This window comes from Sphingorhabdus sp. (genome assembly GCF_046292425.1).
In the GTDB taxonomy this organism is placed as follows: Bacteria; Pseudomonadota; Alphaproteobacteria; order Sphingomonadales; family Sphingomonadaceae; genus Sphingorhabdus_B.
In genome coordinates this window covers 1-24,915 of record NZ_JBKBQV010000003.1, presented here as the reverse complement: position 1 = coordinate 24,915, position 24,915 = coordinate 1, and the positions used below count along the sequence as shown (strand labels likewise).

23 protein-coding genes are annotated in these 24,915 nt (G+C 54.3%); 11 read left to right on the top strand and 12 right to left on the bottom strand.

Annotated elements, in window-relative coordinates; genetic code table 11:
• Window positions 1-35: 35 nt before the first annotated feature.
• From ACK4S7_RS01265 to ACK4S7_RS01255, 3 genes are read right to left on the bottom strand one after another with little or no spacing between them, the layout of a single operon-like run.
• The gene (locus tag ACK4S7_RS01265) at window positions 36-1,016 is read right to left on the bottom strand and encodes a 50S ribosomal protein L11 methyltransferase (RefSeq protein WP_409643689.1); all 981 of its coding nucleotides are present in this window, start codon (window positions 1,014-1,016) and stop codon (window positions 36-38) included.
• Window positions 1,006-1,698 (bottom strand): SDR family NAD(P)-dependent oxidoreductase, encoded by a 693-nt coding sequence (locus ACK4S7_RS01260; protein ID WP_409643687.1) that lies wholly within the window; start codon window positions 1,696-1,698, stop codon window positions 1,006-1,008. The genes ACK4S7_RS01265 and ACK4S7_RS01260 overlap by 11 nt, the downstream gene beginning before the upstream one ends.
• Before the next feature lie 41 nt (window positions 1,699-1,739).
• Window positions 1,740-3,080 (bottom strand): methyl-accepting chemotaxis protein, encoded by a 1,341-nt coding sequence (locus ACK4S7_RS01255; RefSeq protein WP_409643685.1) that lies wholly within the window; start codon window positions 3,078-3,080, stop codon window positions 1,740-1,742.
• A 247-nt stretch (window positions 3,081-3,327) separates the two neighbouring features.
• Between ACK4S7_RS01255 and sdhC the strand changes: the two genes are divergently transcribed.
• From sdhC to sdhA, 3 genes are read left to right on the top strand one after another with little or no spacing between them, the layout of a single operon-like run.
• Window positions 3,328-3,771, top strand: coding sequence for a succinate dehydrogenase, cytochrome b556 subunit (gene sdhC, locus ACK4S7_RS01250; RefSeq protein ID WP_409643683.1), 444 nt, complete (start codon window positions 3,328-3,330; stop codon window positions 3,769-3,771).
• Window positions 3,771-4,160, top strand: a complete 390-nt coding sequence (sdhD, locus tag ACK4S7_RS01245; RefSeq protein ID WP_409643681.1) for a succinate dehydrogenase, hydrophobic membrane anchor protein — start codon at window positions 3,771-3,773, stop codon at window positions 4,158-4,160. The genes sdhC and sdhD overlap by 1 nt, the downstream gene beginning before the upstream one ends.
• Complete coding sequence (sdhA, locus tag ACK4S7_RS01240) at window positions 4,160-5,962, top strand: succinate dehydrogenase flavoprotein subunit (RefSeq protein ID WP_409643679.1); 1,803 nt, start codon at window positions 4,160-4,162, stop codon at window positions 5,960-5,962. Before sdhD ends, sdhA begins: the two co-directional genes overlap by 1 nt.
• On the opposite strand, the gene ACK4S7_RS01235 is transcribed toward sdhA, so the two are convergent.
• Complete coding sequence (locus ACK4S7_RS01235; RefSeq protein WP_409643677.1) at window positions 5,937-6,944, bottom strand: LLM class flavin-dependent oxidoreductase; 1,008 nt, start codon at window positions 6,942-6,944, stop codon at window positions 5,937-5,939. The genes sdhA and ACK4S7_RS01235 overlap by 26 nt on opposite strands.
• A 404-nt stretch (window positions 6,945-7,348) precedes the next feature.
• On the opposite strand from ACK4S7_RS01235, the gene ACK4S7_RS01230 reads away from it, so the two are divergent.
• Window positions 7,349-7,990: a LysE family translocator gene (locus ACK4S7_RS01230; RefSeq protein WP_409643675.1), complete on the top strand. Its 642-nt coding sequence runs from the start codon at window positions 7,349-7,351 to the stop codon at window positions 7,988-7,990.
• Here the strand turns inward: ACK4S7_RS01230 and ACK4S7_RS01225 are convergent.
• Complete coding sequence (locus tag ACK4S7_RS01225; protein ID WP_409643673.1) at window positions 7,987-9,135, bottom strand: alpha-hydroxy acid oxidase; 1,149 nt, start codon at window positions 9,133-9,135, stop codon at window positions 7,987-7,989. The genes ACK4S7_RS01230 and ACK4S7_RS01225 overlap by 4 nt on opposite strands.
• 7 nt (window positions 9,136-9,142) lie before the next feature.
• Window positions 9,143-10,036 (bottom strand): neutral zinc metallopeptidase, encoded by an 894-nt coding sequence (locus tag ACK4S7_RS01220; RefSeq protein WP_409643671.1) that lies wholly within the window; start codon window positions 10,034-10,036, stop codon window positions 9,143-9,145.
• Window positions 10,037-10,125: 89 nt separating this feature from the next.
• Here ACK4S7_RS01220 and ACK4S7_RS01215 point away from each other — a divergent pair, with 89 nt between their 5' ends.
• On the top strand, window positions 10,126-10,911 hold the full coding sequence (locus ACK4S7_RS01215) for a 3-hydroxybutyrate dehydrogenase (protein WP_409643669.1): 786 nt from the start codon (window positions 10,126-10,128) through the stop codon (window positions 10,909-10,911).
• Window positions 10,912-10,930: 19 nt separating this feature from the next.
• Here the strand turns inward: ACK4S7_RS01215 and ACK4S7_RS01210 are convergent, their stop codons facing one another.
• From ACK4S7_RS01210 to ACK4S7_RS01200, 3 genes are all read right to left on the bottom strand, one after another.
• Window positions 10,931-11,341, bottom strand: a complete 411-nt coding sequence (locus ACK4S7_RS01210) for a hypothetical protein (RefSeq protein ID WP_409643667.1) — start codon at window positions 11,339-11,341, stop codon at window positions 10,931-10,933.
• A gap of 158 nt (window positions 11,342-11,499) precedes the next feature.
• Window positions 11,500-11,658, bottom strand: coding sequence for a hypothetical protein (locus ACK4S7_RS01205; RefSeq protein ID WP_295444897.1), 159 nt, complete (start codon window positions 11,656-11,658; stop codon window positions 11,500-11,502).
• 11 nt (window positions 11,659-11,669) lie between these two features.
• Window positions 11,670-13,271 (bottom strand): isocitrate lyase, encoded by a 1,602-nt coding sequence (locus ACK4S7_RS01200; protein ID WP_409643665.1) that lies wholly within the window; start codon window positions 13,269-13,271, stop codon window positions 11,670-11,672.
• Between the two features lie 150 nt (window positions 13,272-13,421).
• Between ACK4S7_RS01200 and ACK4S7_RS01195 the strand changes: the two genes are divergently transcribed.
• Window positions 13,422-14,834 (top strand): short-chain fatty acyl-CoA regulator family protein, encoded by a 1,413-nt coding sequence (locus ACK4S7_RS01195; RefSeq protein ID WP_409643663.1) that lies wholly within the window; start codon window positions 13,422-13,424, stop codon window positions 14,832-14,834.
• Here the strand turns inward: ACK4S7_RS01195 and ACK4S7_RS01190 are convergent.
• A complete protein-coding gene (locus tag ACK4S7_RS01190) occupies window positions 14,831-15,865 on the bottom strand; it encodes a mannose-1-phosphate guanylyltransferase (protein ID WP_409643661.1) in 1,035 nt (344 codons plus the stop codon). The two genes, ACK4S7_RS01195 and ACK4S7_RS01190, sit on opposite strands and share 4 nt — an antisense overlap.
• 167 nt (window positions 15,866-16,032) lie before the next feature.
• Between ACK4S7_RS01190 and ACK4S7_RS01185 the strand changes: the two genes are divergently transcribed.
• From ACK4S7_RS01185 to prsR, 3 genes are read left to right on the top strand one after another with little or no spacing between them, the layout of a single operon-like run.
• The gene (locus tag ACK4S7_RS01185; protein WP_409643658.1) at window positions 16,033-17,421 is read left to right on the top strand and encodes a TIGR03013 family XrtA/PEP-CTERM system glycosyltransferase; all 1,389 of its coding nucleotides are present in this window, start codon (window positions 16,033-16,035) and stop codon (window positions 17,419-17,421) included.
• Entirely contained in the window at window positions 17,422-19,512 is a 2,091-nt protein-coding gene (gene prsK / locus ACK4S7_RS01180) for an XrtA/PEP-CTERM system histidine kinase PrsK (RefSeq protein ID WP_409643656.1), read from the top strand.
• Between the two features lies 1 nt (window position 19,513).
• Window positions 19,514-20,875, top strand: coding sequence for a PEP-CTERM-box response regulator transcription factor (prsR, locus tag ACK4S7_RS01175; RefSeq protein ID WP_409643654.1), 1,362 nt, complete (start codon window positions 19,514-19,516; stop codon window positions 20,873-20,875).
• Window positions 20,876-20,896: 21 nt separating this feature from the next.
• Here prsR and ACK4S7_RS01170 read toward each other — a convergent pair whose 3' ends face one another.
• The gene (locus ACK4S7_RS01170) at window positions 20,897-21,238 is read right to left on the bottom strand and encodes a GntR family transcriptional regulator (RefSeq protein ID WP_409643652.1); all 342 of its coding nucleotides are present in this window, start codon (window positions 21,236-21,238) and stop codon (window positions 20,897-20,899) included.
• Window positions 21,239-21,295: 57 nt separating this feature from the next.
• Window positions 21,296-21,865 (bottom strand): nitroreductase, encoded by a 570-nt coding sequence (locus ACK4S7_RS01165; RefSeq protein ID WP_409643650.1) that lies wholly within the window; start codon window positions 21,863-21,865, stop codon window positions 21,296-21,298.
• A 132-nt stretch (window positions 21,866-21,997) separates the two neighbouring features.
• Here ACK4S7_RS01165 and ACK4S7_RS01160 point away from each other — a divergent pair, with 132 nt between their 5' ends.
• Together ACK4S7_RS01160 and ACK4S7_RS01155 are read left to right on the top strand one after the other, a co-directional pair.
• On the top strand, window positions 21,998-23,578 hold the full coding sequence (locus tag ACK4S7_RS01160; protein WP_409643648.1) for a peptide MFS transporter: 1,581 nt from the start codon (window positions 21,998-22,000) through the stop codon (window positions 23,576-23,578).
• Between the two features lie 3 nt (window positions 23,579-23,581).
• On the top strand, window positions 23,582-24,915 hold a 1,334-nt coding region (locus tag ACK4S7_RS01155; RefSeq protein ID WP_409643646.1), incomplete at its 3' end, for an amidohydrolase.

The window sequence follows — 24,915 nt, the reverse complement described above, 5'->3', positions numbered from 1 at the left end:
TGGCTGAGGCTTTGCATAGGCGCAATCCTGCTTTTCTACCATGTTCCGAAATCACCGGGCGGTTGACTGGTGCGACCTGTTGCGCGCAAGGGACGTTTCCAACCGTAAGTGCGCCGCTTCACCAGCCACAAGCACGGCCAATCGCCAAAATCGACGCGCTTTTGAACGCGAAAGCCCTGCCGCCTGTATGCGCGCAACACTGCCTCCGCCTGTGTGTTCAGCAGCCCAGCCAAAATGAGCGATCCGCCGTCCTGCACAATTTGCGCGAGTGATGGTGCGAGTTCAATAAGGGGGCCTGCCAGAATGTTGGCCGTCACAAGGTCATAGGGCGCGCGTGAGGCGATAAGTGCGTTCGCCGTTCCTTCAGCTACACAAAGTGCGAGTTCGCCCTGAAAGACGCCGCAGGCCACGCTGTTTACGTGCGCATTGTCCGCGGTAACCTCAACGCTAACCGGATCGATGTCGGAGGCGGTCAGATAGGCCTTCGGCCAAAGGCTGTGAGCGGCGAAGACTAGTATACCCGTGCCGGTGCCGATATCAGCGATCAGGTCAAAGCGTTTTCCAGCACGTTTCATGTTGTCGAGCATCGTGAGGCAGCCGCTGGTAGTTTCATGGCCTCCAGTGCCAAATGCCCGGCTTGCCTCAATCAGGAACGGCCTTGCCCCTTTGGGGACTTTCCCTTTGTTGGAACTGGTGTGGACATAAAAACGGCCAGCATGGACTGGTTTCAACCCCTCTTGGCTCATCACCACCCAATCTGCGTCCGGAAGTTGTTCAACGATTGGCTTGGCCTTGGCGGCGCTACCAATGCGGCTATGAATGGCCGTTATTACTGCTTTGTCCGGTTTTACTGCGAAATAGGCATCCAACTGCCACTTATCGTCATTAAATGCTTCAACTTCGTCGGCAACGATGGTCGGCATAGGGTCAAGCGAAGCCAGCCATTCATCGTCCTCGTGGATAGCCTCGGCCTCTGCCCGAGTGCAGGGGAACCGGACTTTCCAATCAGCGGACATAGCTTGCGCCATTTACGTCGAGCACGGCGCCCGTCATTGATGGCGGAGCTTCGAGTGCACAGAATTTCGCCATTACCGCGACTTCTTCTGGATCGGCGACTTTGCCAAGCGGAATGTCGGCGAGCAATTTATCACCACCGCGGCTTTCAAGATAATCCTCGGCCATGCCGGTCATTGTGAAGCCTGGGCATATGGCAAAGGCGTAAATGCCTTCCTTGGCATAAGCCCGCGCAATGGTTTTTGTCATGGCGACCATGCCCGCCTTTGACGCGGCATAATGCCAGTGGGCCGGGCTGTCGCCGCGATAGGCGGCGCGGCTGGCGATGTTGACGATGCGGCCCGACGCGCCTCTGGCTTGCCAATGCAACACTGCAAGTCGGCATAAATCAGCGCTGGCGGTCAGGTTGATCTGCATTGTGCGGTTCCAGCTTGCCAGCCAGTCCGCGTCCGGGCGTGAGATGGGATTGTCTTCGAAGACCCCGGCATTATTAATGACGACATCGACTTGCCCGTCGAGAGCCTTAAGTGCAGAAGCCCATAGCAGAGCAGGGGTTTCGGGATCGTTCAAATCCCCGTCTTTACTGGACATGGCAACCACGCTCGTTGTGGCGGGGTCAAAGCTTGCGGCGACTGCTGCGCCAATACCGCGCGATGCGCCGGTGATGAGGATATGGGTTTTCATTGGCGCTGCTTTTCACAGCGCCGACGAAATTTCAATCACAGTTATCGAACGAGGTTGCCGACAAAGCGTGTTGCGTTGGCCTGAAGTGAGGAAATTTTTTCATTCACCTCACTAAATCCTCCCTCAAGCAGCATGATTTCGGACACGACATTCTCGGTGTCTGATCGAATGGCTGAAATGGTGTTGGACATGAGATCAGCGGCAAGGGCGGTTTCGTCTACGGATGCCGTAATCATTGTTACCGTTTGAGCCTGGTCCTCCATCGCACGACGTATCCGCTCAGCCGACATTTTTACTTCGTCGACTGTTTCCCGGATAGAAGCATTGGATTCAACCGATGCCTTAGTGGCACTTTGAATGGCCGAAATCTTTTGGGCGATTTCGTCGGTGGCCTGGGCAGTTTGGTTGGCGAGACTTTTGACCTCCTGCGCGACCACCGCAAAGCCACGTCCTGCATCGCCAGCCCGTGCAGCTTCAATCGTTGCATTGAGGGCAAGCAGATTCGTTTGGCCGGCAATATCACGGATCAGCCCAAGAATGGACTCGATGGATTGCGACTGTTCGGACAACGTATCTGTTGCCACGGCACCTTTTGTTGCAACCGCAGCGGCCCTGTTTGCCACATCGGCTGCGGTTTCAACTTCCGTTCGTGCGTCTTCAATGGCGCGAATGAGGCCGGCGGCGGTTTGGGCTGCTTCGCGCATAGCGATTGCGGATTGTTCCGAAGCGGCGGCGACTTCTGATGCCTTGGACAACATACCATTGGCCATTTGCGAACTGCTTGCAGCCTGTTGACGCAATACTGCGGTTCGGTCTGCAACATCATGCGCCGCGATGCCAATGTCGGATTCAAACTGGGCAGATTGCTCGCGGCGGCGGCTGGCATTCTGCTCGGCATGAAAAGAGGTGTAGCACATAGCCATGATGGATAATTCTAGCCCAGTTATTGTCAGTATAGCGGTTGCGAGTTCCTGATAATCGGGTTGTTCAACACCATAAACCGCACCCAGCAACTCTAATGTCCGCGCATTGGTACGGGCGGAGGCTGCGTTCACATGCTCAAGCGGAATCCCCCTTTGACAAGAATCCATTACCTGCCGTGTTAGGTATTTTGACCATTCGGTTCCATCAATGTCGCGCATTCGCCGCCCCATAAATGCCGCGGTCTTGGAGCGCGCGGTTTCAATGATATGGGTGTCTTCCAATTCGGGAAATTTGCCCATGGCAATCCAGTAGTCCCAGTAATAGCAGCCGAGATCGTAAAAATGGTCTTTTAGAAGTTCCCCAATCTTACGGCAGCGCGGGGCCAGACTCTTGTCCTGATTGAATACATCCACGATCGTCTGCACGCTTGATGTTTCAATGTCCCGTTTTTCTGCCATTTAAAGTTCCTGTTTGACGGTATGTCGCGATGCGGCTTGAAGTTATCGCAATACCGGTTAATTGGTTAATAGCAGGTTATTGACGCAGACTAGGGCAGTCTGGACCTCCAATTTTCCGAAATTAGTTATTGAACAAATCCGTTAGCCGAATGCGCGTTTCGCACCGCGCGGGCCTTGCACGTTGGCGCTAAACGATTAAAGAGCGACGCAACGTCGACCACCGGACATTATGAAGGACGCTGAACCTATGGCGAAAAACCCGAACCGACCGCTGTCACCGCATTTGCAGGTGTACCGCTGGTCGCCCCAGATGGCCATTTCAATATTCCACCGCGCAACGGGTTTTATCATGGCAACTGCCGGTATGATGACAGTGCTGTGGTGGCTATCCTCTATCAGCGGCGGTGCGGAAAGCTACGCCACATTCCAAAAATATGTCGTGTCGGCCGGCTCTGACGGTACTTCTGCTCAAGTTGTCAGTAACTGGTTTTTCCGCTTGGTCGCTTTGGCCGTTACCTTCAGCTTTTTTCAGCATATGGCCTCAGGCATTCGTCACCTCGTGCTCGACATTGGGGCGGGTTATGAACTGAAAACGAACCGGACATGGGCATCCGTTGCATTTGTCGCAGCCTTTTTTGCAACTGCATTCGTGGTCCTGTTTGTGGCATCGCGCTTTCTTGGAGTTTGGTGATGGACAGTAGAACATATATCGGGCGCGTCCGCGGATTGGGTTCGGCCAAGCATGGCGGCGAGCATTGGCTGAAGCAACGCTTGACCGCCATTGGCAATTTATTGTTGGTAACATGGTTCGTTGCATCGCTTTTGATGATCCCCAGTTTTGACCAAGCAGCTTTGGCGCAATGGCTTGCACAGCCGTTGGTTGCCGTTCCTATGATCTTGATGCTCGTCAATGTCTTTACTCATATCCGTCTCGGTCTTCAGATATTGATAGAGGACTATGTGCATGACGAGGGTCTGAAGTTCGCGAGCATGACACTCCTTAACCTTTACGTCATCGCCAGTGCCGTGTTCGGCATTTTCGTGGTCGCAAAACTCGCATTTACCGGAGCATCCGCCTGATGTCAGACGCTTACAAGATTATTGACCACACATATGACACCGTCGTCGTGGGCGCTGGCGGGTCTGGGCTGCGCGCGACAATGGGGAGCGCAGAAGCTGGACTGAAAACGGCATGCATCACCAAGGTTTTCCCAACCCGTTCGCATACTGTAGCGGCACAGGGTGGCATCGCGGCATCCCTAGGTAATAACTCGCCAGACCATTGGACGTGGCACATGTATGATACGGTCAAGGGATCGGATTGGCTCGGCGACCAGGATGCTATCGAATATATGGTCCGTGAGGCACCTGCAGCGGTGTACGAGCTTGAACATGCGGGCGTGCCATTCTCACGTAACGCCGACGGCACCATCTATCAGCGGCCCTTTGGCGGACACATGCAGAATATGGGCGAAGGCCCTCCCGTTCAACGTACAGCCGCAGCTGCCGACCGGACCGGTCACGCGATGCTGCATGCTTTGTATCAGCAGAGCCTGAAATATGACGCCGACTTCTTCATCGAATATTTCGCGCTCGACCTAATCATGGAAAATGGCGAATGCCGCGGCGTTATCGCCATGTGCATGGAAGATGGCAGCATCCATCGGTTTAAAAGCCATGCAGTGGTCCTCGCCACTGGCGGCTATGGCCGTGCGTATTTCTCCGCAACTTCGGCGCACACTTGCACTGGCGATGGTGGCGGCATGGTGCTTCGCGCTGGTTTGCCTTTGCAGGATATGGAGTTTGTCCAGTTTCACCCAACAGGCATTTATGGCGCGGGTGTGTTGATCACTGAAGGCGCGCGCGGCGAGGGCGGCTATCTGACCAACAGCGAAGGCGAGCGCTTTATGGAGCGTTATGCTCCATCGGCGAAGGATCTTGCTTCACGCGACGTCGTCAGCCGTTCCATGGCGCTTGAAATGCGCGAAGGCCGCGGGGTTGGTGCGCACAAGGACCATATCTACCTGCATCTGGATCATATCGACCCGGCCGTATTGGCGCAGCGTTTGCCCGGCATCACCGAAAGCGGCAAGATCTTTGCTGGCGTCGACTTGACGCGCCAACCACTGCCGGTAACGCCAACGGTGCACTATAATATGGGTGGCATTCCTTGCAATTATCATGGCCAAGTTGTCACCAAGGTCGGTGACGATCCTGAAGTGATCGTTCCCGGACTATATGCTGTTGGCGAAGCCGCTTGCGTGTCGGTGCATGGTGCAAATCGTCTTGGCTCAAACTCGCTCATCGACCTTGTGGTATTCGGGCGGGCGACCGGCTTGCACTTGAAGTCGTCACTGACCCCCGGCGCGCCGCATAAGGCGTTGCCAGCGGACGCTGCAGATCTGGCGCTCGCGCGTGTTGACAAGTTCCGCAATGCAAAGGGCGGATCGCCGACTGCCGAGATACGCCTTAAAATGCAGCGGACTATGCAGAAGCACGCGGCCGTGTTCCGCGACACGGCGTTGCTTGAAGAAGGTGTGACCGAAATGCAGAAGGTCAACCAGCGTCTCGCGGACGTACATGTGACGGACCGCAGTCTGATTTGGAACACTGACCTTATCGAAACGCTCGAGCTCGATAACCTCATGGCGCAGGCTGTTTGCACGATTGAAAGCGCAAACAACCGCAAGGAAAGCCGCGGCGCCCATGCGCACGAAGATTTCCCAGAGCGCGACGATGCCAACTGGATGAAGCATACCGCTTCATGGTTTGAGGGCTGGGGTGGCTCAGGCGGGAATGTCAAAATAGACTATCGTCCGGTCCATGATTACACCCTGACCGACGAGGCAGAGTATATTAAGCCAAAACCACGGGTTTATTGATGGCTTCGAAAACGGAGGCTGTGATTTCCAGGCTCCGTTTTCGCTTTTCATGATCAAAGACCGAACAGGCGACGATGATCTCGTCGGCCTGCGTCCGAGCTTGAAACGCCTGCACCGCAGACTTAACCGTATCTGCTGCACCGATTGCACTTGCGGACAAAACATCTGTCAGGGCCGCACTAAATTGCGGCGGCAAGGACGCGACATAACCCTCAACAGGTGGCGGCAATTGTCGTGGATTGCCGGTGCGCAGGGCAACGAAGCTTTGCATCAAGGAACTTGCGAGAAACTCAGCCTCCGCGTCGCTTTCGGCTGCGATGACGTTGAACGCCGCCATGGCGTAAGGCTCATCCAGCACCGCGCTTGGCCGGAAATGGCTTCGATAGATATGGAGCGCTTCATCCAGCATTTGCGGTGCAAAATGGCTAGCAAAGGCAAAGGGAAGACCAAGTGCTGCTGCAACCTGCGCGCCGTAAAGGCTGCTGCCCAGAATGTAGAGATGTACATCAGCGCCTGCGCCCGGCGTGGCGACGATCCCGGTCTGCCCATCATCATCGAAATAGCTTTGCAGTTCCATCACATCACGCGGGAAGGCATTTGGGTCGCTGTCCAGTGTACGCCGGATTGCGGCAGCAACGCGTTGATCGCTGCCCGGCGCACGGCCAAGTCCAAGATCGATTCTACCCGGATAGAGCGCATCCAAAGTGCCGAACTGTTCAGCAATGACCAAGGGCGAATGGTTGGGTAGCATGATGCCGCCTGAACCAACGCGAATGGTTTTGGTCGCAGCTGCGATATGCCCAATGACTACGCTGGTGGCGGCACTGGCGATCCCCCGCATGCCATGATGCTCGGCGACCCAGTATCGGGTGAAGCCAAAGCTTTCGGCGTGCGCAGCAAGGTCGGCTGCATTGGCTAATGCCGACGAGACGTTGCCGCCTTCGACAACAGGTACGAGATCAAGAAAGGAAAATGCCGTCATGCCATTTAGATGGTGTCCAACGGCTTCAAAACCAAGCGCAATCGACTATAAATCAACATCGAGCGATGTCTGCCACTCAGTAGATGGCCTCCAACCTCGCGCGAAGACCGTGATTGGATTTGGAAAGTCACACTAAGGTCTCGCCTAAATAGTTCTAGCAAAAGTGCGGGCGGCCATCAGAAATGTCTGAAATTCGTCGTCGTGCGGAGCACGACTGACTTTTTATCATCCCGCGGGACGAGCGTGCCCGGGAAATCCAAAGCACCGTATCAACGCCAAGAAAGAACGATGCCGACAATTGACCATTGGCAATGTTTTTCTCAAACGAAATCCTACATTGCAAGTGCTGATCGGGGGGCCAGCATTATTCTGTGGTCGGTCAACGCCAAGCATAATCGACTAAAGTGATAGGGCGTGCCATATCTGGTCCAGTGCTGACCGACCTCTACATTCCCTTTCTTGTAACAACGTTGCTCATCGAGTTGACACCAGGCCCTAATATGGCTTGGCTTGCCCTCACGAGCGCGAGCCAAGGCAAGCGTTCCGGTTTTGCGGCAGTGGGCGGCATTGCGCTTGGGCTAGCAATACTTGCAGCAGCGTCCGCTGTAGGTCTTGCAGAACTGGCGACGCGATCGCCTGCGGTCTTTCATTTTTTGCGCTACGCAGGCGTTGCTTATCTTCTGTGGCTGGCTTGGTCGGCATGGTCTTGGGGCAACGAGCCATCCCCACTTATCGTCAGCGATAACGCGCCGGGCGCGTGGTTTCGTCACGGCCTTTTGTTGAATCTGTTGAACCCAAAGGCGGCAATGTTCTTCATCGTGGTTCTGCCTGCATATATCGTGCAAACCGTACCCGTTGGACCGCAAACGACCTTGTTGTCAGCGACCTATGTCAGCATCGCAACCGCCGTACACGTTGCCATCGTCATGCTGGCAGCACAAGCGCACGGATGGATATCTGTCGGGGGCAGGGGGCACATCGTCCAGCGTGCGTTTGCCGTTCTGTTGGCTGCAATCGCTATCTGGTTTCTAATAAGCTCAGCCTAGCGCCAGCGCAGCATTGAGCGATCAAGTTTCGCAGCGGACTTCACACCCATCAGGCGCATGTTTCGTGCAATTTCATCGCGCAATTTTCCTATAATACGCTCAACGCCGGGCTGACCCGCTGCGGCGAGCGCGTATAGATATAGGCGTCCCCCGGAACAGGCCGTGGCCCCAGCGGCAAGGGCCTTTAGAACATGGCTTCCGCGTTGAATTCCGCCATCGCAAATGATGTCGATCTTACCACCAACGGCATCGGCGATTTCGGCGATCTGATCGAACGGCGAACGCGATCCATCCAGTTGCCGTCCGCCGTGGTTGGACACCATGATTGCGGTCGCCCCGATGTCGACTGCGCGCTTTGCATCGTCCACTGACATGATGCCTTTCAGACAGAATTCGCCGCCCCAATCCGACCGCACCTTTTCCGCCATTTTCCAGTCCATCGAGGTATCAAGCATGGTGTTGAAATATTCGGCCACCGACACTGCGACATTCGTCCCGGCGTCGACATGCGTCTGCAAATTGGGCAGCGAAAATTTTTCGCGGAACATGTAATTCATAGCCCACATCGGGTGGATCACGTAACTTAAGACCGACGCGGGGGTAAAACGGGGCGGGGAGGTGAATCCGCTGCGCAGACAACGTTCACGGTTGCCCGAAACAATAGTGTCGACGGTCAGTGCAATCGCATCAAATTTTGACGCCTTGCACCGCTCGATCATTGATGTGTTCAGGCCTTTGTCCTTGTGGATATAAAGCTGAAACATTTTGGGTGTCTTGATTGTATCTCCAACTTCTTCGATGCTGACGGTCGCGAGCGACGAGATTCCAAACCAGGTGTTGAACTGCTGTGCCACCGACGCAACGGCCCGCTCGCCCTGCCAATGGAACAGGCGTTGCAATGCGGTAGGGGACAGCATGAGCGGCATGTCGATGCGCCGTCCCATTACCGTCACGCCCATGTCGATTTCCGACACGCCAGCCAGTACGTTAGGCACAAGATCGCAGTCATCGAATGATTCGCTGTTACGACATTTTGTCCGTTCATCGTCGGCCGCGCCATCGATGTAATTGAATATGGGCGAGGGCAGGCGCGACTTCGCCAGACGGCGGAAATCTGCTACATTGTGACAATCATTCAAACGCATTCAGCGCTTATGACAGACCTTGCAAATAATTGCATGCATTTGGATTCTTCGCCTTGATGCCACGTTGCAACGCCTCCATCCGCTGCGCTGATGTGCCGTGCGTGAACATGCTTTCGACAGGTGCCCGTCCAGCTTGCTTCATCAAGGTGTCATCACCGATGGCATTGGCAGCGCGCATGCCTTCTTCGATATCGCCAGGCTCAATGCGGTCCGCATTCAAGCCAGCCCACACGCCAGCAAAGCAATCAGCTTGCAATTCCATACCCACCTGAAGGCGGTTGCCATCGGCCTCGCTTGATTGTGCCTGAAGCTTGCGGACCTGCCCGGCAATGCCCGCCAGATTCTGTATGTGGTGTCCAACCTCATGCGCGATAACATAAGCATAGGCAAAGTCGCCGCCAGCGCCCATCTTCCTTTCCATTTGCTGGAAGAAGCTGGTGTCGAGATAAATCCCTTGATCAGAAGGACAATAAAATGGGCCCATGGCTGATTGCGCTGCACCGCATCCGGATTGGCCGCCGCCCTGATAGAAGTTCAAGGTCGCTGGCCGGTAATTCTGGACAAGCTGTGACCAAGTGTCCTCTGTCGATTTCAGAACGCGACAAGCGAACAATTCATCTTGGGTGTCGCAGGCAACATTTGCGCCGGCTGTGCCGTTTTGCTGCCCGCTCAAATGTGGAGTGGTGCCAGTCCCGCCAGTGCCCAGCATCCCGCTGGACATCACGAAATACCCGACGACCGCTATAATTAACAGCGTTCCGCAACCCAGTTTGCGGCCAAGCAACATTGGGAGCAAGCCGAAGATTAGACCCAAAGGACCCCCACCGCCGCCGCCAAAGCCCATTCCGCCTGACCCTTGGTCACTTACGTTACTACTCGGGTCAAGGTCGTCGAGCCGCATATCATTCTCCCATATTGTCCTGCGCCAACATTGCGTTTAGCGGTGCAATGCGCAAGTAAAGTTCACCCTAAACGCAAAGGTACTCTCCCATGTTCCTCAAAGGCAAAACAGCACTTATAACTGGATCTACCTCGGGCATCGGATTGGGTTATGCACGCGCACTCGCGGCGCAAGGCGCACAGGTGATGATTAATGGCTTCGGTGATGCGCAGCTCATTGACAGCTATGTCACTGAATTATCAGCCTTAAGTGGTGGAAAAGCGCTTTATTCTGCGGCAGATATGACTAAGCCGGAAGCTATCCGGGCAATGGTTGCCGAATGTGCCGAGCAGATTGGATCGCCTGATATATTGATCAACAATGCCGGTATCCAGCATGTTTCCCCGGTGGACGAGTTTCCCGAGGACAAATGGGACGCAATATTATCGATCATCCTGTCCTCGGCGTTCCATACAACAAAGGCTGCCTTGCCCGCGATGAAGACGAAAGGATGGGGCCGGATTATCAACACCGGATCGATGCACAGCCTCGTCGCCTCACCATTCAAATCTGCCTATAACGCTGCCAAGCACGGACTTGCCGGTTTCACGAAAACCGTAGCTCTGGAAGTGGCAACGCAAGGGATTACTGTAAACAATATCTGCCCCGGATACGTGTGGACGTCGTTGGTTGAGAACCAGATCCCAGACACGATGAAAGCACGTGGCTTAACGCGAGAGCAGGTTATCAATGATGTTCTGCTGGCCAATCAACCGCAGAAGAAATTTGTGCAGGTCGAACAGTTGGCAGCGCTAGCAGTATTTTTGTGCCGTGAGGAGGCCAGCGCGATTACCGGTACGAACCTGTCGGTCGATGGCGGATGGACCGCGCAATAACATTGGTCTGAAACTTCGGCTATTCGACTGGGGTCGGCATTGGTCCGGGCTGCTGGCCGCCTTCCGGTAAGGATGTTGAGCCCGGCATGACATAAGGCGGCGGCGTGTAACCCCCTTCGGACGACTGTGCGTTGTCGCCTTGCGATGGTGTCATCTGGGGTGAGGCTCCAAATGGCATGCCGAAATCTGGCTGCAGCGGGCGGCCGTCGATAGTAGGCGCCCCGATTTGAAAATCGCTGACAGATCCTGAATTAAATTGTTGAGGCGGCTGCTGCGCCGGTAAAGAAGTCGAGATGGATGGCGGAGGCGCGGCCGCTTCGGTGCTCGTTTGAACAGAAGTGTCGGAAATGGGGTTTGTGTCGGGAATAACCAGAGCAATCACCCCGGCGACCGAAAGTACCCCCAACAACATTTTAAGAATATTATCCACGCGTCCCAGCCCGGTTGAGTTCGACATAAGGGATAATATAGTGGCGTTAATAAAATATTATCGATGCAAGCCTGTGGAACATTAAAAAAACCGCCGACATTTACTGCCGGCGGTTAGGTGTTTTTCCTCCCCAGGAAAACTTTGAAATCTGGTCGAGATTATTTGCCGCCTGCGCTTCCCAAGCGATGATAAAGCCGGGCGAATTTAACCGATTCAGGCTTATCCTGAATGACCTCAAGATAATGGACCAGTGCCTGACGGAGAAGCGTCAGGTCCTCCGTCGACAGAACAGCGCGTGCGCGTGGTGGTTCGCCCATATCAATGCTCCTTATGCAGCTTGGCTGAATTGGTTCATGGTGTTGTCTTTGCCGCCAGCTTTCAACGCTGCTTCACCGGCGAAATATTCCTTGTGATCATCGCCAATGTCCGATCCGGACATGTTTTGATGCTTGACGCAAGCGATGCCTTGACGGATTTCCTTGCGTTGAACACCCGCAACATAACCGAGCATACCCATTTCGCCGAAATAATCCTTCGCCAGATTATCGGTGCTGAGCGCTGCAGTGTGATATGTCGGCAGCGTGATCAGGTGGTGGAATATTCCCGCCCGTTTTGCAGAATCGCGCTGGAAGTTCTGAATTCGCACATCGGCTTCCACACCGAGCGGTGTCTCGTCGTACGAGGCGCTCATCAAATTTGAACGCTCGTAGCTGGATACATCCTGCCCTTCGGCTGCCCATGCGTCGAAGACCTGCTGACGGAAGTTCAGCGTCCAGTTGAAGCTTGGTGAGTTGTTATAGGCAAGCTTCGCGTTCGGTACGACTTCACGAATACGGTCCACCATTCCGGCGATCTGTTCGATGTGGGGTTTTTCAGTTTCAATCCAGATGAGGTCGGCCCCATTTTGAAGCGAGGTGATGCAATCAAGAACGCAGCGGTCCTCGCCAGTGCCGGAGCGAAACTGGAAAAGGTTGGACGGCAAACGCTTTGGACGAAGCAGCTTGCCATTGCGGTTCAATATGACATCGCCATTTCGTGCGGTGGCTGGGTCGATTTCTTCACAATCAAGAAAGCTGTTGTACAAATCTCCGAGATCTCCCGGCGCCGTAGATACGGCGATTTGTTTTGTAAGGCCTGCGCCCAGTGAGTCGGTACGCGCGACGATTATGCCGTCGGGCACGCCGAGTTCAAGGAACGCATAACGGCAGGCGCGGATTTTCTGAAGAAAGTCCTCATGCGGTACGGTGACTTTGCCATCCTGATGGCCGCACTGCTTTTCGTCAGAAACCTGGTTTTCAATCTGCAGTGCACAGGCACCTGCTTCGATCATCTTCTTTGCGAGCAGATACGTCGCCTCGGCATTGCCAAAGCCCGCATCGATGTCAGCGATAATTGGCACGACATGGGTTTCGTGGTTTTCGATCTTGTCCATGACAGAAGCTTCCCGCGTCGCGTCATTTTGAGCGCGCGCATCGTCCAACTCGCGGAACAACAGGTTCAGCTCACGACTGTCCGCCTGACGCAGGAAGGTATACAGTTCTTCAATCAGGGCAGGAACGCTTGTCTTTTCATGCATTGACTGGTCGGGGAGAGGACCAAATTCGCTACGCAACGCTGCAATCATCCAGCCGGAGAGATATAGATAGCGCTTCTTGGTTGTGCCAAAATGCTTTTTGATTGAGATCATCTTTTGTTGCGCGATGAAACCGTGCCAGCAACCTAGCGACTGGGTATATTGGGCCGGGTCTGCATCATAAGCTGCCATGTCTTCGCGCATGATCTTGGCAGTGTAGCGGGCAATGTCGAGGCCTGTCTGGAAGCGGTTCTGCAACTGCATCCGCGCCACTGATTCCGCGTTGATCGAATCCCAGGCTCCGTTGTGAGCGGCAATTTGCGCGTTATTGGTGTCGATCAGTGTCTGGTACGACATTTACAATTCCTTCGTTCGTTGGGGTATATAACCCTTTATTCGTGGGCAATCGTGCTGAACACCAGTCAATTTTGTAATTTTTCTTGTCTTCCAGTCTGCAAAAAACATCTTTATCTTGTAATGTTGTAAATAAATTGACAAAAGATCAGCATGGCCGAAGATAAGTTATTTGCAGGGCACGCCGTGCGCAGAATCCGCCGGGCAAATGGCCTGACGCAGGGGTTGATGGCCGATGCGCTCGCAATTTCACCGTCTTACCTGAATCTGATCGAGCGGAACCAGCGGCCCGTGACTGCGACGCTTCTTTTAAAACTTGCACAGTCTTATGACTTTGACCCCCGCACTTTAACGGGAGTTGCCCCCGGCGGTGGCGTAGAGGCGATCCGGCGGAGACTGAGCGACCCGATGTTTGCGGATTTAGCAGTCGACAGGGCGCAGGTCGAAGAATGGATTGCAGCAAGCCCCGATGCCGCCGAGGCTTTTGCGCGTGCTTTTGACCGATTGTCCGGTGGCTCGCATGGTGGAGCCAGCACGGCTCAAGGCGGAGCGCTTAGCGAGCCTGAATCGATCGCATCCGCGCGCCGCGAGATCGAACGCTGGCGAAACCATTTTGCCGATCTGGATTCCCAAGCTGAAGGCCTTGCCGACGAATTGCGTCTTGCAAATGCGGACCTATATGGTGCGATTACCGAACGACTGCGCGTGAAGCATCAATTGTCGATCCGTATTTTACCGTTTGACGTCATGCCAGACAGGTTACGGCGGCTCGACCTTCACGCCCGACAGCTTCAATTATCTGAATTGCTTGACCCTGCCAGCCGGACTTTCGCTGCCGCGCTGCAGCTTGGGATGCTGGAAGCAAAGGCGGAGATTGACGCACTGGTCGCTGGAGCATCCTTCACCGAACGTGCTGCCGAGCGCCTCTATCGCCGCCACCTAAATAGCTATTTCGCGGCCGCCGTTATGATGCCGTACGCACGTTTTCTGAGAGCATGTGAAGCAACGGGTTATGATATCGTGGTACTTCAGCGCCGCTTTGGCGCAGGTTTCGAACAGATCGCACATCGACTGACCACGTTGCAGAGGGTGGGACACCGAGGCCTGCCATTCTTCATGCTCCGTATCGACCGGGCAGGTCAAAGCAGCAAGCGCTATGCCGGAGCGAGCGCGTCGCCATTGGTGGCGACGGATCGTCGGTGCCCGCTGTGGCAGGTGCACAATGTATTCGCGCGGCCAGGTACGCTGATGCCGCATTTGGTCGAGTTGGAAGACAATAGCCGCTGGTTTACAATCTCGCGCACTGTTCATCCGCAAACCGCAGTGAGTGGCAGTGTCGAGGCCGAGTTCGCCATTTGTCTGGGCATTGATGCAAAACTGGCCGCACCGTTGGCAGCAGCGCGCGGTCTTGACTTGGGCGGCATGGCAACGGCCATCGGGCTTGGCTGTTCAGCCTGCACGCGACCTGAATGCCCTCAGCGAAGTGCCCCACCAGCAGGCCGTGTCCTGGTCTTTAACGAGCGGGAGAGAGGCATGTCACCTTTTACCTTTGACCGTAGTGACTAGTCGGCTGCGAAATCACGTACTTTCTGGCTTGTTCCGCGGGGCAGGATCATCACTTCACGCCCGTTTGCAATAATAAGCAAATCGTCAACACCGTAGACAGAAACGCGAACGCCATCGGCATGAATGAGGTTGCCGTGACTGCTTTCAATTCGCACATTGCCGAATGCAACATTTCCTTCCGCGTCTTTTTGGCCTATCTCGTGCAAAGCATCCCAACTGCCGACGTCTGACCAGCCCATGCTTACGCGAGCGACTGCAACGTTGGACGCCTTTTCCATAATTGCGTAATCGATACTGTCGGCAGGGGATCTGGCAAAACTGCTGTGGTCCGGCCGTAATTGGTTGCCACTTTGAACGGCTTTAGCCATCGCATCGCGTACGGCTAATTCCATGGCAGGCGCATATTGCGCCATGGCGTTTAGATAAGAGTCAGCACGAAAAAGGAATATGCCGCCGTTCCAAACATGGTCACCTGCCGCTATCATGGCAGCAGCACGGCCTGCGTCCGGCTTTTCCACAAAACGCTGGACTGTATGCAAGCCTTCGGCTGTTTCTGGCCCCATCTGGATATATCCATATCCTGTTTCCGGGCCGCTTGGGTTAATTCCATAAGTTGCAAGCCAGCCATCATGGACAGCAGGCAAAAGCACGTCGGTGGCATGATGAAAGGCCGGCTCATTATTAATGACATGATCACTTGGCATGACCAGCAAAACGCGGTCGCGTGCCTCGACCGCAAGCGCCGCCAGGGCAATTGCCGGGGCTGTGTTACGAGCACAAGGTTCCAGCAAAATGATTGCGTCGCTCACTCCGATTTCGGCCAGTTGATCGCTTACGATAGCGGCATGCGCCGCATTGGCGACAATGATGGGTGCGGCAAAGCGTTGCCTGTCCATTACACGTAAGACCGTTAACTGGAACATTGTCCGTTCGCTCGTCAGCGCAAGAAACTGTTTTGGTGTTTGCGGCGTCGACAAGGGCCACAGGCGCGTACCGCCGCCGCCCGACAGAATTACAGGAGTGATTGTCACAATTTTTCCAGCTGCAGCAAGGCTAAATAATGGGCTGATATTGCCTATGTTAGACCCATGGTCAAACGCCAAAAAAATCTTTTTTTCACCGTAACTTGGTCATTTGGTGTAAAATTAACCGACACTTTACAGTTAATGTTTAATGCGGCCGAGATGGAAGCTGCGCGATGATAAGGCTATTTAAGCATTATATACCCTATCCGGTGCTTGTTCTTGCGGTCATCGATTTTTGCCTTTTGATTGCCGCAGCCGAGACTGCCTGGCTTGTTCGCGCGCACCATATTGGCATGCATGTTGACCATATCGGAAACCGAATTGGGCCGCTCTTGACGTTTGCCGCCTCGGTTCATTGCGCCGCGATTTCTGTCGGTGTGTATGGTTCCGACGCACTTCAGTCTTCTCGCTTCGCCATCGCGCGCCTGCTCGTCGCCGTATCGCTTGGGATCATTTTTCAATCGCTCATGGCTTTTCTGTTACCGGGTTCAACATTGTGGCGCACCAATTCGGTGTACGCGATGATGCTTGCCTTTATCTTTCTGGCAACAAGTCGCGCCATTCTGGGAAGCATGGTGGGCAGCCAAAGTTTCAAACGGCGGTTGCTGGTGCTCGGCGCGGGCGCGCGGGCGCAGCGGATTAAAGACCTTGAGGCAAAGCCCGGAGCGGGTTTTGTAATCGTGGGCTTTATCGCCATGGATGAAGACAAAAGGGTTATTCCGGAGGCCATCAACCGCAGTGCTATTTTCAATCTCGCTGATCTGGCGGTAAAGCTTGGAACCAGCGAAGTGGTGCTTGCGCTGGAAGAGCGCCGCAATGCCCTACCGGTGGATGATTTGCTCCGGATCAAAACCACCGGGGTACACGTCAATGACATATCGACTTTTCTTGAACGCGAAACTGGCCGTATTGACTTGGAGAGCGTGAACCCGAGCTGGCTGATTTTTTCCGATGGCTTTTCGTCGGGTCGTCGCTTGTCGGGCATCGCCAAACGGCTTTTTGATATTACCGCGAGCTCGCTTCTCCTGTTAATTACCGCACCAATCATTATTCTATTCGCATTGCTGGTCAAACTGGAGAGCGACGGTCCCGCTTTCTACCGACAGGTTCGGGTGGGCCTGTTCGGACAGCCATATAATGTATTGAAACTGCGTTCGATGCATTCGGATGCCGAGCAGCCGGGCGAGGCGGTTTGGGCGCAACAGGGCGATAGGCGCGTGACAGGGGTCGGCAAGTTCATTCGTAAAGTGCGAATTGATGAACTGCCGCAGACGTGGAACGTCCTTAAGGGCGAGATGAGTTTTGTGGGGCCGCGTCCGGAACGCCCGGAATTTGTTGCGGATTTGGAAAAGCAGCTTTCTTATTATGCAGAGCGCCATATGGTGAAGCCCGGCATTACCGGGTGGGCGCAGATCAATTACCCTTATGGGGCGTCCATTGAGGATTCCCGTCATAAACTGGAATATGATCTATATTACGCCAAAAACTATACTCCGTTCCTGGATATGCTTATTCTTCTGCAGACACTCAGGGTCGTACTCTGGCCCGAAGGCGCGCGGTAGATGTACGACATTCTTTCATCTTTCGCATTCTGGGGACATTTTGCTGCGGCCGCTGCTTATATTGCGCTCGCCGTGTGGCTTGTGCATCAATATCGGGGCAAAAATTGGCCGCAGGTTCTCTTAATCGGCGCTATGGCAATGACTGCCGTGTGGGGATTTGCAGCAACCTTTGTGGCGCCATTCAGCCTCGCCGCGCAACTGTCGGAAACTGTCCGCAATCTTGCATGGCTGGGTTTCATGTTTTCGTTGCTGCGCAATAGCAAGGGACAACAGCAACGCAGCATCAATATGATCTACGCCGCGCTGACATTTGTATTGTTATCGCAGCCCGTATTCGATTTGCTGACACGATCCATCGCTACCGAAACCCCCGGGGCGGCTTATGCGTTGGAAACATCGATCCTGTTGCGGATGATTTTCGGTGCAGGTGCTTTGGTGTTGGTGCATAACTTGTATTCGGTGTCTGCCCCTGAGACCCGCTGGGGTATCAGCCTGCCGATGGCAGCGCTGGCGGCCATGTGGACATTCGACCTCAATCTATACACGATAAGCTATCTCACTTCGGAAATTTCGGCGGAGCTTATTAATACGCGGGGCATTGCGATGGCTTTGCTGGCTCCGGTCTTTGTCATCGCCAGTAAACGCAATAGCCAATGGCGGCTCCAGCTTTCGAGAACTGTGGCATTCCAGTCGGTCTCGCTGTTGGTGATCGGCGCCTATTTGATCGCGATGGTGTTATTGGCCACGGCAATCGAGATGATTGGCGGGACATATGTCCGCCTTGCTCAAGTCACGCTCATAATCGGCATGTCAGTGGCAGCGCTGCTCATTCTGCCGTCCGGGCCCTTCAAGGCCTGGCTAAACGTAATGCTCGTGAAGAATTTTTTCCAGCACCGGTATGATTATCGTTCCGAATGGATGCGTTTTGCAGACACGATTGGCTTTCCGTCGCCAGATGCCGCCCCATTTTACGAAAGGGTGATAAAGTCGCTCGCCGACATTTTTGAAAGCCCGGGCGGCTTGATCTTTGTCCCCGATGACGAAGGGCGCCTCACGCTTCAGGCGCGCTGGAACTGGTCAACTGCGCAAATCCCGGCCAACTGCGTCACGTCGCACACAATGCCGTTTTTTGAATCGACGGGCCATATATTGGCGATGAATGAGATCCGGGCAGGCAAAGATGATCGCTGCGATCCAAGAGCAGTGCCGCAATGGCTTTATGAGGACGATCAAGCATGGGCAGTGGTGCCGCTGGTGCATTTTGGCAAGCTGGCGGGACTGGCCGTGCTTTCCCGACCACGCCTGCCGCGCGCGCTGGATTGGGAAGACCTTGATATGTTGCGTATCGTCGGTCGGCAGGTGGCAAGCTATCTGGCGGAAGCCTCCAGTCAACAGGCACTTGCTGACAACCGGCAGTTCGAACAGTTTAATCGCCGGTTCGCCTTTGTGATGCACGACATCAAAAATCTGGTGAGCCAGTTGAGCATTTTGGCACGTAACGCTGAGAAGCATGCCAACAAGCCCGAATTCCAAGTCGACATGGTCGATACATTGCGATCATCGGTAGACAAAATGAACGAACTGCTGGCCCGGCTGTCACAGCATAATACCGCAAAACATAACGTGCCGCTACCAATCGATATCAGCGATGTTGTAATGAAGTCGGTCTATAACAGCCGACTGGTATATCCCATAGAGACCCAGCTAACCCCCGGGATGCTGGCGATCGCCGATGCTGCTCGCGTTGACACTATTATTGGTCATATTGTCCAGAATGCGATTGAGGCTTCGGCAGAAGGCGCGCCGGTTAAAATCACAAGCCGTCCGCAGGGCGCAAATGTCGCGATCTCTATCATCGACACGGGAACGGGCATGACTGAGAGCTTCATCGCTAATCAGTTGTTCAAACCCTTTGTTTCCACCAAGCCCGACGGTTTTGGCATTGGCGCATATGAAGCCCGCGCATTGGCCGTTTCCATGGGCGGAAGCCTTCGTGTCGAAAGCCGGATTGGCAAGGGAACAAATTTCACACTGCTGCTACCTGCAGCGACGCAGAATAGCACTACCAACCATGATCAGGAGGCCGCATGATATGGCTGACGTGAGACAAAAGCTTCTTATCGTTGAAGACGATCTAGGCCTCCAAAAACAATTGAAATGGTCATACGAGGACTTTGAGGTATTTTGTGCCTCAAATCGCGATGAGGCCCTGACCCTGTTGCGGTCAGAAGAACCCGACGTTGTGACGCTTGACTTAGGATTGCCGCCAGATCCGGACGGCGTCAACGAAGGTTTTGCGGTGCTCGAAGAGATGCTTAAGCTGAAACCCGACACCAAGATTATTGTCGCATCAGGTCATGGTGCGCGCGAAAGCGCGTTGCGCGCGATATCGGCTGGCGCGTGGGATTTCTACCATAAACCGGTCGACATTGATGAATTGCACCTCATCGTCCGACGTGCATTCCACGTCCATGCGCTCGAGCAACAAAATGCACTGCTTCAACAGCCCGACAGTGATGGCGAGCTTTTGCTGGGAACCATATTGACCGCTGCGCCCGAGATGCTGAAAGTGGCGCGAACCATTGAACGCATTGCTCCCGCAGACGTATCGGTCATGCTGCTTGGGGCAAGCGGAACCGGCAAGGAATTACTGGCACGCGGCCTGCACAATGCCAGTGTTAGGCGGGACAAGCCGTTTGTGGCCATCAATTGTGGTGCAATTCCGGAGAACCTGCTTGAATCAGAACTTTTCGGTCACGAACGCGGCGCGTTCACTGGCGCGGTAAAGACGACTGAAGGCAAAATTGAGATTGCCAACGGCGGAACGCTTTTCCTTGATGAAGTGGGAGATATTCCGCTTCAACTTCAGGTAAAACTTCTGCGCTTCCTGCAGGAGCGAACCATAGAACGAATTGGTGGCCGCAAATCCATCAATGTTGATGTGCGTGTGGTCTGTGCGACCCACCGTAATCTCAACAAGATGATTGCCGACCAGACCTTCAGGGATGATCTTTATTATCGCCTGGCGGAAGTTACCGTGAACATCCCGCCATTGGCAGCACGGACGGGCGACGCCATTCTGCTCGCCAAGCATTTTGTGAGCCGCTTCGCCCGAGAAATGAATCCTTCGATCAAGGGGATGTCGACCAGCGCACTAACGGCAATAGACGCCTGGAAATGGCCGGGCAATGTGCGCGAGCTTGAGAACAGGATCAAGCGCGCTGTCATCATGGCTGAAGGCAAATTTGTAACCGCCGATGATCTCGACTTCGGGGATGATGAAGACGGTGATTTGCTGCTGAACCTGAAAGCCGCGCGAGATGCATCTGACCGCAAAGCGATCAAGCGGGCCATTTCGCGGACTGAGGGGAATATTTCAAGCGCAGCCAAATTGTTGGGGATTAGCCGGCCGACCCTATACGACTTGCTAAAGCAATATGATTTACAATCTTGACGGGAAAAGGAGTTGCTGCGCCTAGTTCAGGGCCAGCAATTCCGCCGGATCGATACCTGCACGCTGCATCTGTGCCTTTACGTCAGGCCAGACATTCTGGACGAAGTTGTCCCGCTCAAAGCTACGCAATTTTGCAATGGCGCCGTTTGCTACGAACAGGCCTACCCCGCGCTTGACGTCGACCAGTCCACTGTCCTGAAACAACTGATATGCCTTCGCCACCGTAAGTGGGTTGGCACCCTGATCCGCAGCAAAAGCACGCACAGACGGGAGCATTTCGCCTTCTTTGTAATTGCCATCAAGTATGGCTGCAGCGATCACGTCACGCAATTTCAGGTAAACAGGCTTTGCATCATTTTTCATCACAAGCTTACTGCCATAATACAGTATGGCGCGTCAATAGTGGCGAATGAAACGCATTCACGGCCAGTGGCGGATAATGTCACTGGCGAGTGGCCTTGGCCGTTCCTCGAGCGGCTGCGCAGGAGTGCCAATAAAGAATAGCCCGGCAATTTTTTCCCCGCCTTGGCAAAGGGTCCCGCGAACCATAGGGTCATAGCTTGCCCATCCTGTAATCCAGCTGGCCACAAAGCCATGTGCATGGGCGGCATGGAGCAAATTCATGCCGACCGCGCCGACGCTCATTTCTTGTTCCCAAAGCGGAATTTTGGCACTTGGTTGCGGTGCAAACAGGAGGATGACGAGTGTTGGGGCCATTAACGCTGGTGCGATTGCAGCCTCTATCTGCGCTGGTCTGGCATCGGGGTTCGCAGTGCAGAATGCTGTGCGCAAAAGATTAGCGAACGCGGCGCGATCAACAATTTTGACTAAGCGCCAAGGAAACAGCTTTCCGTGATCGGGCGTTCGCATTGCGATATGCAAAATCTCGTCAAGGACTAGTGCATCTGGCCCTGGCGCAACCATGTCGCGCGGCTTGCCCGAGCGACGGGTCTGCAAAAAGGTAGTGACTGAAGAAAGATCGTTGAACATTCCACTCCCTTCGACGAAATTTGCCTTGTCCCGCAATATAATTCTTCACACGCGCAATTTTTTCGGTAGGTTCCGCGCCAATCGTCCCATTCAACGGGATATCAAACATAACAGAGATGAGGGGTTCGCTCGATGGCGACATCATATGCGCAAGATGGAGATGCAGCAGGGACATTCCTTGGCCATCCCAAAGGGCTATTTGTATTATTCTTTGCCGAAATGTGGGAGCGGTTTTCCTATTACGGAATGCGCGCTCTGCTCATTTTCTATCTGACGAAGCACTGGTTGTTTTCAGATGAGAAGTCAGGCGTCATTTACGGCGCTTACACTGCTCTTGTGTATATCACCCCTGTTCTGGGCGGCTATCTTGCCGATAGGTATCTCGGGCAGCGAAAAGCGGTCACTTATGGTGCGGTGCTTTTGACCTTCGGCCACTTTTTAATGGGTTTTGAAGGTTCCGGCGGCCAGGATGTTGCTTCTCTTAACATCTTCTGGCTTGCGCTTGCATTCATCATCGTCGGATCGGGTTTTCTGAAGGCGAATATATCGGTGATTGTCGGGCAACTCTATCCACGTACCGACGTCCGCCGCGATGGCGCCTATACCATTTTTTATATGGGCATTAACCTCGGCGCGGCGTTAGGAGCACTTTTGTGTGGCTATCTCGGCGAAACCTATGGCTGGTCCTATGGTTTTGGCGCCGCGGGTGTCGGTATGCTGTTCGGTCTCATTGTATTCATCGTGTTCAAGCCGTTGCTGCTTGGCCGGGGTGAGCCGTTGAACCCGGAAGCACTAACCAAGCCAGTAATGGGCATAAAGCTTGAATGGTTGATCTATCTTGTGGGTCTTGTGGCTGTCGCCATTTGCTGGTGGTTGGTTCAAAACCAAGCTGTCGTCGGCAGCTTGCTTGGCGTCGCAGGTGCGATATTAGTGGCATATGTATTGTGGACCGCAGTACGCAAGCTTGAGCCGCATGACCGTGACCGCATTTTTGCAGCAATGTTCCTGATTATTGGTTCGATCCTGTTCTGGGCCTTGTTTGAACAAGCAGGATCGTCGTTAAATCTGTTCACCGATCGTCACGTCGACCGTGCGGGCGTCCCTGCATCTGTATTCCAGTCGTTGAACGCAATATATATCGTGTTGCTTGCGCCATTGTTTGCCTGGCTTTGGACCACACTTGGTCGCAAGGGCCTTGAGCCTTCTGCGCCTGCAAAATTCGGACTTGGTATCGTCCAGCTCGGCATCGGCTTTCTGGTCCTGGTGGCGGGGTCTGCTGCGGCTGGTGCGGGCAGCATGGTGCCCGTGATATTCATCTTCCTGATCTACCTGTTCCACACCACCGGTGAGTTGTGCCTGTCGCCGGTGGGCCTCAGCGCGATGAACCGTCTGGCTCCGGCACATTTGGCTTCGCTGATCATGGGAACGTGGTTCTTTGCTTCTGCGACGGGTAATTTTGTCGCGGGCTTGATTGCCGCAGCAACTGGTTCAGAGGCAGCGTCAGGCGAAGGTGCAGGTCGTGAAGTCGTCATGGCGGTCTATAGCCAGATTGGCTGGATCGCAATTGGCGTCGGCATTGCGGTTGTCGTTATCTCACCTCTTATCAAGAAACTGATGCACCTCGACACCTTGCGTGACGACGGTCCTCTGGAAGGCCAAGCAGAAGCAGGCGAACCTGCTGCCGCTGGCGTTCACCCTACTAACCGGAGGTAAACAATGCCTATTTCGAATGGTTTGCGCAGCGCATCTCTTGTGCTGCCACTGGCCCTAATGGCGTGTTCCAACGCCGATCGCCCTAAAACGGCTTCGTCCGCACCGGCGGTGAGGACAACGGAAAAGGCGCCAGCGCCTTTTCCATCGACGTACAAGGCATATCCCGGCGTATCTACGGCAATCCGTAACGTTACCGTTTACGACGGTGAGGGCGGCAAAATCGTCAATGGTGTCGTGTTCATGTCTAACGGTAAGATTAGTAGCGTAGGAGAGGCTGATACGGCCATTCCGGCTGGTGTTAATGTGATCGACGGTACTGGCAAGTTTGTGACGCCCGGCATTATCGATATCCATTCCCATTTGGGTGATTATCCTACGCCATCCGTTGAAGCACATAGCGACGGCAACGAAGCGACTTCGCCGACAACCCCCGAAGTATGGGCGGAACACAGCGTGTGGCCACAGGACCCCGGGTTTAGCCGTGCACTTGCCAATGGCGGAGTTACTGCGCTGCAGGTTTTGCCTGGATCGGCAAACCTTATGGGGGGGCGATCGGTCGTCCTGAAGAACGTCTACGCGCGCACAATTCAGGGCATGAAATTCCCTGGTGCGCCTTATGGTATGAAAATGGCCTGCGGCGAGAATCCAAAGCGCGTATATGGCGCCAAAGGCCGGATGCCATCAACGCGCATGGGCAATATCGCAGTCAACCGTCAGACATGGATCAAGGCGCAAGAATATAAAAAGAAGCGCGATAGCGGCAAGGAATTTGTCCGTGACTTGGGCATGGAAACTTTGGCGGGTGTCCTTGATGGTGACATTTCAATTCAGAACCACTGCTACCGTGCCGACGAAATGGCGCTCGTCCTGGATATGGCCAAGGAATTCGGGTATAAAGTGTCAACATTCCACCACGCAGTCGAAAGCTACAAGATCGCCGATTTGTTGCGCGATAACGGTGTGTGTTCGGCCGTGTGGGCCGATTGGTGGGGTTTCAAAATGGAAGCCTATGACGCTATACCGGAAAATGCGGCTATCCTGCACAATACTGGCGCCTGCGTCATCATCCACTCTGACGATGAAAACCAGATTCAGCGTTTGAATCAGGAAGCGGCAAAGGCGCAAGCCGACGGCCGCCGCATGGGTATCAACATAAGCGATGCTGAGGTCATCAAATGGCTGACCTATAACCCTGCCAAAGCGCTTGGCATTGATGACAAAACGGGAAGCCTTAAGGCTGGCAAGATGGCAGATGTCGTGTTGTGGAATGGAAACCCGTTGAGCGTATATGCGCGGCCTGACAAGGTCTGGATCGATGGCGCTTTGATGTTCGACGC

Excerpts from the sequence above, each read along its gene's own strand:
- ACK4S7_RS01195 (WP_409643663.1), top strand. The coding sequence starts at position 13,422 with ATGGCCGAAGATAAGTTATTTGCAGGGCACGCCGTGCGCAGAATCCGC.
- ACK4S7_RS01205 (WP_295444897.1), bottom strand. The coding sequence starts at position 11,658 with ATGGGCGAACCACCACGCGCACGCGCTGTTCTGTCGACGGAGGACCTG.
- ACK4S7_RS01235 (WP_409643677.1), bottom strand. The coding sequence starts at position 6,944 with ATGACGGCATTTTCCTTTCTTGATCTCGTACCTGTTGTCGAAGGCGGC.
- ACK4S7_RS01255 (WP_409643685.1), bottom strand. The coding sequence starts at position 3,080 with ATGGCAGAAAAACGGGACATTGAAACATCAAGCGTGCAGACGATCGTG.
- ACK4S7_RS01200 (WP_409643665.1), bottom strand. The coding sequence starts at position 13,271 with ATGTCGTACCAGACACTGATCGACACCAATAACGCGCAAATTGCCGCT.
- prsR (WP_409643654.1), top strand. The coding sequence starts at position 19,514 with ATGGCTGACGTGAGACAAAAGCTTCTTATCGTTGAAGACGATCTAGGC.
- ACK4S7_RS01260 (WP_409643687.1), bottom strand. The coding sequence starts at position 1,698 with ATGAAAACCCATATCCTCATCACCGGCGCATCGCGCGGTATTGGCGCA.
- ACK4S7_RS01170 (WP_409643652.1), bottom strand. The coding sequence starts at position 21,238 with ATGAAAAATGATGCAAAGCCTGTTTACCTGAAATTGCGTGACGTGATC.
- sdhC (WP_409643683.1), top strand. The coding sequence starts at position 3,328 with ATGGCGAAAAACCCGAACCGACCGCTGTCACCGCATTTGCAGGTGTAC.
- ACK4S7_RS01185 (WP_409643658.1), top strand. The coding sequence starts at position 16,033 with ATGATAAGGCTATTTAAGCATTATATACCCTATCCGGTGCTTGTTCTT.
- ACK4S7_RS01220 (WP_409643671.1), bottom strand. The coding sequence starts at position 10,036 with ATGCGGCTCGACGACCTTGACCCGAGTAGTAACGTAAGTGACCAAGGG.
- ACK4S7_RS01160 (WP_409643648.1), top strand. The coding sequence starts at position 21,998 with ATGGCGACATCATATGCGCAAGATGGAGATGCAGCAGGGACATTCCTT.
- ACK4S7_RS01265 (WP_409643689.1), bottom strand. The coding sequence starts at position 1,016 with ATGTCCGCTGATTGGAAAGTCCGGTTCCCCTGCACTCGGGCAGAGGCC.
- prsK (WP_409643656.1), top strand. The coding sequence starts at position 17,422 with ATGTACGACATTCTTTCATCTTTCGCATTCTGGGGACATTTTGCTGCG.
- ACK4S7_RS01165 (WP_409643650.1), bottom strand. The coding sequence starts at position 21,865 with ATGTTCAACGATCTTTCTTCAGTCACTACCTTTTTGCAGACCCGTCGC.
- ACK4S7_RS01225 (WP_409643673.1), bottom strand. The coding sequence starts at position 9,135 with ATGCGTTTGAATGATTGTCACAATGTAGCAGATTTCCGCCGTCTGGCG.
- sdhD (WP_409643681.1), top strand. The coding sequence starts at position 3,771 with ATGGACAGTAGAACATATATCGGGCGCGTCCGCGGATTGGGTTCGGCC.
- ACK4S7_RS01215 (WP_409643669.1), top strand. The coding sequence starts at position 10,126 with ATGTTCCTCAAAGGCAAAACAGCACTTATAACTGGATCTACCTCGGGC.
- sdhA (WP_409643679.1), top strand. The coding sequence starts at position 4,160 with ATGTCAGACGCTTACAAGATTATTGACCACACATATGACACCGTCGTC.